Source organism: Rhodococcus sp. P3_B8 (assembly GCF_056402775.1).
Genome location: NZ_JBFUGT010000344.1, coordinates 1 through 6,517 on the forward strand (window position 1 = coordinate 1; position 6,517 = coordinate 6,517).

Consider the following 6,517-nt stretch of genomic DNA (forward strand, 5'->3'; position numbering starts at 1 on the left):
GGCGCACCCGGTGGAAGGGGCGGAGCCTCAGCTGACCCGCGCCGGGGTGACCGCGGCGGGATCCGCCACACCCGACCCGACCTTGTCGCCGAGCCGGGCCAGCACCTCGCTCGTGGCGCGCGCGAAGTTGAGGGTGATGAAGTGCAGGCCGGGTGCGCCCTCCGCGATGAGGCGTTCGCTCATCTCGGTTGCGACGTCGATGCCGATCTCGCGCACGGCGGCGCGGTTCTCCTCCGGACCGTCCCCGGCAGCCGCGGCGAGACGGTTCTCGAGGTGCGCCGGGAGACGCGACCCCGACAGTTCGAGCACGCGGCGGACCGACCGCAGCGACGTGATCGGCATGATCTCGGGGATGATCGGCTTGGCGCCCTGTTCGGGGTCGTACGCCGACACCCGGTCGCGTAGCCGCAGGTAGTCGTCCACGTCGAAGAACATCTGGGTGATCGAGTACTCGGCGCCTGCCCGCAGCTTCGACACCAGGTACCGGGTGTCGTGCGCGAGATCGGGCGCCCGGTAGTGGCCTTCCGGGAACGACGCGACGCCCACATGGAAGTCGCCGAGGTCGCGAACGAGCCGGACGAGGTCCTCGGCGTACTCGACTCCGTCCGGATGCTTCTCCCACTCGCCCAGCGGGTCACCGGGCGGGTCGCCGCGCAGGACCAGGATGTTGCTGATTCCGCGGTCGGCGTAGGCGCCGACCATCGACCGCAGTTCGTCGACACTGTGCGACACGGCCGTGAGGTGCGCGACCGGCAGGAGGGTGGTCTCCTCGGCGAGCTGCCCGGTGACGCGGACCGTGCGGTCCCGCGTCGACCCGCCCGCACCGTAGGTCATGGACACGAAGGCTGGACCCATCCGCTCGAACTCCCGGACGGCACGCCACAGGCGAGCCTCGGCGGCCTCGTCACGCGGCGGCGAGAACTCGACGGAAAAGGGGACCCGTCCGTCGCTGGACGACCGGATCCGGTCGACGATGGACGGAGTGCGGGTCACCCAACCTTCGCTGGCCCGCCCCCTGACGGAATCGAATGTCACCCGTCCAGCATAGGTAGTGCCCGGGGCAATGCACCCACTGCGTCTGCGCGGGCGGCGGGATCCGGGTATCCGGCCACCCGGGAGGGCGCCCACTATGGTGGTGTCGACGCCTGTCGCCGGTCTCGGCGCGCACGCGAGAATTCGATCCTGGAGGCAACACTGTCCGTTGGAACGCGCCCCGCCGCCCTCGCGGCCGAGGTCGAAAATGCGCTTCGCGACTTCTTCACCAGCCGGCAGGACCTCGTCGACTCCGTGGGTGGTGGTTACCGCGAGGCCGTGACCACGCTCGAAGACTTCGTCCTGCGCGGAGGCAAGCGGGTCCGCCCGGCCTTCGCGTGGACCGGCTGGCTCGGGGCGGGCGGCGACGCGCGCGGCCCCGACGCCGGACCCGTGCTCCGCGCCTGCTCTGCGCTGGAACTGGTTCAGGCCTGCGCGCTGGTCCACGACGACATCATCGACGCCTCCACGACGCGCCGCGGGTTCCCGACCGTCCACGTCGAGTTCGCGGAACAGCACCGCGCCGGGGCGTGGAGCGGTGATTCCGCTCACTTCGGCGAGAGCGTCGCGATCCTCCTCGGCGACCTCGCGCTGGCCTGGGCCGACGACATGATCCGCGACTCCGGCATCACCCCGGACGCGTCGGCCCGCATCTCCCCCATCTGGTCCGCGATGCGCACCGAGGTGCTCGGGGGGCAGTTCCTCGACATCAGCAACGAGGCCCGGGCGGACGAGTCGATCGACGCCGCCATGAAGGTGAATCGGTACAAGACGGCGGCGTACACCATCGAGCGGCCCCTGCACCTCGGCGCGGCGCTCGCAGGCGCCGACGACACCCTGGTTTCGGCGTACCGCCGATTCGGCACCGACATCGGTATCGCCTTCCAGCTCCGCGACGACCTGCTCGGCGTGTTCGGCGATCCGGCCGTGACGGGGAAACCCTCCGGCGACGACCTCCGGGCGGGCAAACGAACCGTCCTCTTCGCGATGTCGCTGCAGCGCGCCGACGCCGAAGACCCCGCGGCGGCCGAACTCCTCCGCGAAGGCATCGGCACCGATCTGTCCGATTCGGACGTGGACACCCTCCGGACCACGATCACGTCGCTCGGCGCTGTCGCGGACGTGGAGAAGCAGATCGAGGAACTCGTCGGGAACGCGCTGTCGACGCTGGCGGCGAGCACCGCCACCGCCGAGGCGAAGCAGCAGCTCACCGAGATGGCCGTCGCCGCGACGCGCCGCGACTACTGAGGGTCCGGGGATGGCCCGCGCGCTCCGGACGGTTCCCGGCCGCACCGATCACGTCGTGGTCGTCGGTGCGGGTCTCGCCGGTCTCTCGGCCGCTCTGCACCTCGCCGGATCGGGCCGGCGGGTCACGGTCCTCGAACGGGAGTCGTCGCCGGGCGGCCGGGTCGGCACCTACCGTGGTCCCGGCTACGACATCGACAACGGTGCCACCGTCCTCACGATGCCCGAACTGGTCGGCGAGGCCCTCGCCGCCGTCGGCGCGGATTTCGCGTCCACCCGGCCGCCGCTCGTCCTGGAGCGGCTGGCGCCGGCGTATCACGCGCGGTTCGCCGATGGTTCCTCGCTGGACGTGCACTCCGATCCCGACGCGATGGTCGCCGAGGTCAGCCGGGTGTGCGGGCCGGAGGAGTCGGCCAGGTACCTGCGGCTGCGGCGCTGGCTCGGCCGGATCTTCGATGCCGAATACCACCGGTTCATGGATGCGAACTTCGACTCGCCGCTGGATCTCGTCTCGTCCCCCGCGGCCGCGCGGGATCTGCTGACGCTCACCGCCCTGGGCGGGTTCGGCAGGCTCGGCGCCCGCGTCGACCGCACGATCACCGATCCGAGACTCCGCCGGATCTTCACGTTCCAGGCCCTGTACGCCGGGGTCGCGCCCGCCGACGCCCTCGCGGTGTACGGCGCGATCGCCCACATGGACACCTCGCTCGGTGTCTACTTCCCCCGCGGCGGGATGCGCTCGATCGCGCTCGCCCTCGCCGATGCCCTCACCACAGCAGGTGGCGAGATCCGGTTCGACACCGAGGTCGCGGCACTCGAGCGAACCGGCGACCGCGTCGGCGCCGTCGTCACGGCGGCGGGTGACCGCATCGACTGCGACGCGCTGGTGCTCACCCCGGACACCGCCGTCGTCGACGCACTGCTCCGCCCGGTGACACGCCGGACCCCCCGGCGGGTGCGGGTGTCGCCGTCCGCCGTGGTCCTGCACGGGACCGTCCCCACCGCGGTCGCGTCGCAGTGGGCCGCCCAACGACACCACACCATCGATTTCGGTCACGCGTGGAAGCGGACGTTCGCGGAGATCACCGCCCGCGCGGGGCGCGGACGGCTGATGACGGACCCGTCGCTGCTGATCACCCGGCCCGCCCTGTCGGATCCGGGCCTCGTCCTGGACCGCTCGGGGATTCCCTCGGAACCGCTGTCGGTGCTGGCGCCCTGCCCGAACCTGCACAGCGCACCGCTGGAGTGGTCGTCGCTGACCGGCCCGTACGTGAACGAACTGCTGCGCGAACTCGAGACGCGCGGGTACCGCGGGATCGCGGAGCATTTCACGATCGACCGTGTCGACACCCCCCTCACCTGGCTCGGCAAGGGCATGGCGGCGGGCAGCCCCTTCGCGGCGGCGCACGTGTTCCGGCAGACCGGACCGTTCCGGCGCCCCAACCTGGTCAGAGGCCTGGACAACGTCGTGCTCGCCGGTTCCGGCACCGTTCCGGGCGTCGGAGTTCCGACCGTCCTGCTGTCGGGGAAGCTCGCGGCCGCCCGCATCACCGGGCCCACCGCAGCACGAAGCGCGGAAAGACCCACGGAAGCATCAAGTGCGGGAGGATAGGGCGAGGCGTGGCGGGAACTGGTGCCGGCAGCAATTAAACTGGGTCCTCGACCATGCGATGCGCACGCCGATGAGCGCACCGACCGCAACCGAACTCACCTCGGGGGAGGAATYTGCACTCATGACGTCCTCTGCCCGGCAGGCGACCGTCGCCGCTGCGACGACCACGCCGCAGCGGTCGTGGCCCCAGACCACGGCCGACTTCCTCCGCAGCCCGGAGGGGCACGCTGCCATCCTCGGTTTCGTGGGCGCCGTGATGATCACGTTCGGTGGTTTCGGTGCGGGCAGCGTCCGTCGCGAGGACCCACTCCTCGAGGCGATGCACCTGTCGTGGCTCCGGTTCGGTCACGGTCAGATCCTGTCGACGGTCATCGTCTGGGTGGGTGTGGTCGCGATGATCACGGCCTGGGTGCGGTTGGGTCGTGCCACGCTCGGCGGCGACGTCACCCTCCGGCAGTTGCGGATGATCGTCCCGGTGTGGACGGCGCCGCTGCTCCTCGCAGTGCCGATGTTCAGCCGCGACGCCTACTCCTACCTGGCGCAGGGTGCGCTCCTGCGTGACGGGTTCGACCCGTACGCCRTCGGGCCGGTGGTCAACCCGGGAGTCCTCCTCGACAACGTCAGCAACGTGTGGACCACCACCACCGCGCCGTACGGTCCGCTGTTCCTGCTCCTCAGTCAGGGGATCACGGGGCTGACCGGCGACAACGTGATCGCCGGGACGATGCTTCTGCGCGTGACGATGCTGCCCGGACTCGCGCTGATGGTGTGGGGGGTTCCACACCTCGCGCGGCACCTCGGCGGCAATCCGGCGATCGCCCTGTGGCTCGCCGTGCTCAATCCGCTGGTCCTCGTCCACCTCATCGGCGGGGTGCACAACGAGCTGCTGATGGTCGGCCTGATGATCGCCGGCATCGCGCTCGTCCTCGAACGTCGCCATCTCGCCGGGATCGCCCTCGTCGCCGTCGCGGTCGCGATCAAGGCGACCGCAGGCGCCGCGCTGCCCTTCATGGTGTGGATCTGGATGCTCCACGAGAAGGAGAAGGCCGAGGCGGAGGGGCGCACACCCGCGTCGCCGCTCGCGTCGTTCGCGAAGACCGCGGGCGCAGGGTTCGCCGTGTTCGTGGCCATCTTCGCGGCCGCATCCGCCGTCGCCGGTGTCGGACTGGGCTGGATGACCGCGCTGTCCGGTTCGAACAAGATCATCAACTGGTTGTCGCTGCCGACGATCCTCGCCCACATCGTGACCGTCGGAACGTCGTGGTTCGCGGAACTGCGGCTGGGTGAGGTGCTCGCCATCACCCGCCCGATCTGCGCGGTGGCGCTGGTCGCGATCGTGCTGGCGGCCTGGTGGCGCTACCGGAAGACCGAGCGTGACGCGATTCTCGGAATCCTCATCGTCCTGGTCGCGATCGTGATCCTGTCGCCCGCCGCGCTGCCCTGGTACTACTCGTGGCCGATCGCCATCGCAGCCGGCTTCGCGTTGTCGACCCGGACCCTGATGATCCTCGTCGGGTTGTCCACCTGGTTGATGCTGGTCTTCCAGCCCGACGGTTCGATCGGCCTCTACACGTTCCCGCACGTCGTGCTCGCAACGTTCGCCGCGGTCGTCGCGGCCGTGTCGCTCCGCACGGTCGACCCGCTGCGCCTGCGCACACCTCGGCCCGTCGAGGAACAGCGCACCGCCGACCTCGCGGGTGCCGCGTCGTCGCCGCGCGTCGAATGACCGGTTGATGACCGAGCTGGCCGACAGTTACCGGTACTGCGGCGCGGTGACGGCGGAGCACGGTCGCACCTACCATCTCGCGACCCGGCTCCTTCCCGAGCGCCGCCGCGCCGCCGTGCATTCCCTGTACGGGTTCGCCCGCACGGTCGACGACATCGTGGACGTCGATCCCGGCCGGACGGCCGGCGGCTGCGCCGCCGAACTCGATCGGATCGACGCGGTACTGCGACTCGGCTTCACCGACCGGACCGCGGTCGGGCCGGATGCGTGTTCACGGGAGATGCGGCGGGTCCTTCCCGCGTTCCTCGACACCGTCGCGTCTTTCGACATCCCCCACGACTACTTCTTCGCGTTCCTGCAGTCCATGCGGATGGATGTTCCGGGGACTGCCGAGCATCGGTCCGAGTACGGCACCATGACCGAACTCCGGACGTACATGTACGGATCGGCCGTCGTGATCGGGTTGCAGATGCTGCCCGTCCTCGGAACCACCGGGCCCGTCGCCGATGCCGAACCGCACGCTGCGGCTCTCGGTGAGGCGTTCCAGCTGACCAATTTCCTTCGCGACGTCGGCGAGGACCTGGATCGGGGCCGGGTCTATCTCCCGGCCGACGAATTGGCCGCGTTCGGTGTCGACACCGAACTTCTCGCGCACGGTCGCCGCAGCGGCACGACGGACCAGCGGATCGTGCGGGCCCTCGCCCACCTGATCTCGGTCACCCGGTCGGTGTACCGGGACGCGGAACCGGGCATCGCGATGCTGGACCGGCGGGTGCAACCGGGTATCCGGACCGCGTTCGTGCTGTATTCCCGCATTCTCGACGAGATCGAGCGAGGTGGTTACCGGGTGCTCGACCGGCGCGCCACCGTGTCCCGGAGAAACCGGTGGGCGACGGCGCTGC

At 70.4% G+C, this 6,517-nt stretch carries 5 protein-coding genes; 4 read left to right on the forward strand and 1 reads right to left on the reverse strand.

Features of this window, described 5'->3' with window-relative positions:
• Positions 1-27: 27 nt before the first annotated feature.
• Positions 28-993 carry a methylenetetrahydrofolate reductase [NAD(P)H] gene (gene metF, locus AC1D1G_RS39710; protein WP_477956329.1) on the reverse strand — a complete coding sequence of 322 codons (966 nt, stop codon included), beginning with the start codon at positions 991-993 and terminating at the stop codon, positions 28-30.
• Between the two features lie 189 nt (positions 994-1,182).
• On the opposite strand from metF, the gene AC1D1G_RS39715 reads away from it, so the two are divergent.
• The 4 genes from AC1D1G_RS39715 to AC1D1G_RS39730 form a co-directional block, all read left to right on the forward strand.
• The gene (locus AC1D1G_RS39715; RefSeq protein ID WP_283352603.1) at positions 1,183-2,280 is read left to right on the forward strand and encodes a polyprenyl synthetase family protein; all 1,098 of its coding nucleotides are present in this window, start codon (positions 1,183-1,185) and stop codon (positions 2,278-2,280) included.
• A gap of 10 nt (positions 2,281-2,290) precedes the next feature.
• Positions 2,291-3,889, forward strand: coding sequence for a phytoene desaturase family protein (crtI, locus tag AC1D1G_RS39720; protein WP_477956330.1), 1,599 nt, complete (start codon positions 2,291-2,293; stop codon positions 3,887-3,889).
• Between the two features lie 121 nt (positions 3,890-4,010).
• Positions 4,011-5,615: an alpha-(1->6)-mannopyranosyltransferase A gene (locus tag AC1D1G_RS39725; RefSeq protein WP_477956331.1), complete on the forward strand. Its 1,605-nt coding sequence runs from the start codon at positions 4,011-4,013 to the stop codon at positions 5,613-5,615.
• A 7-nt stretch (positions 5,616-5,622) separates the two neighbouring features.
• Positions 5,623-6,517: phytoene/squalene synthase family protein (locus AC1D1G_RS39730; RefSeq protein ID WP_477956332.1), on the forward strand; the 895-nt coding region annotated here is incomplete at its 3' end.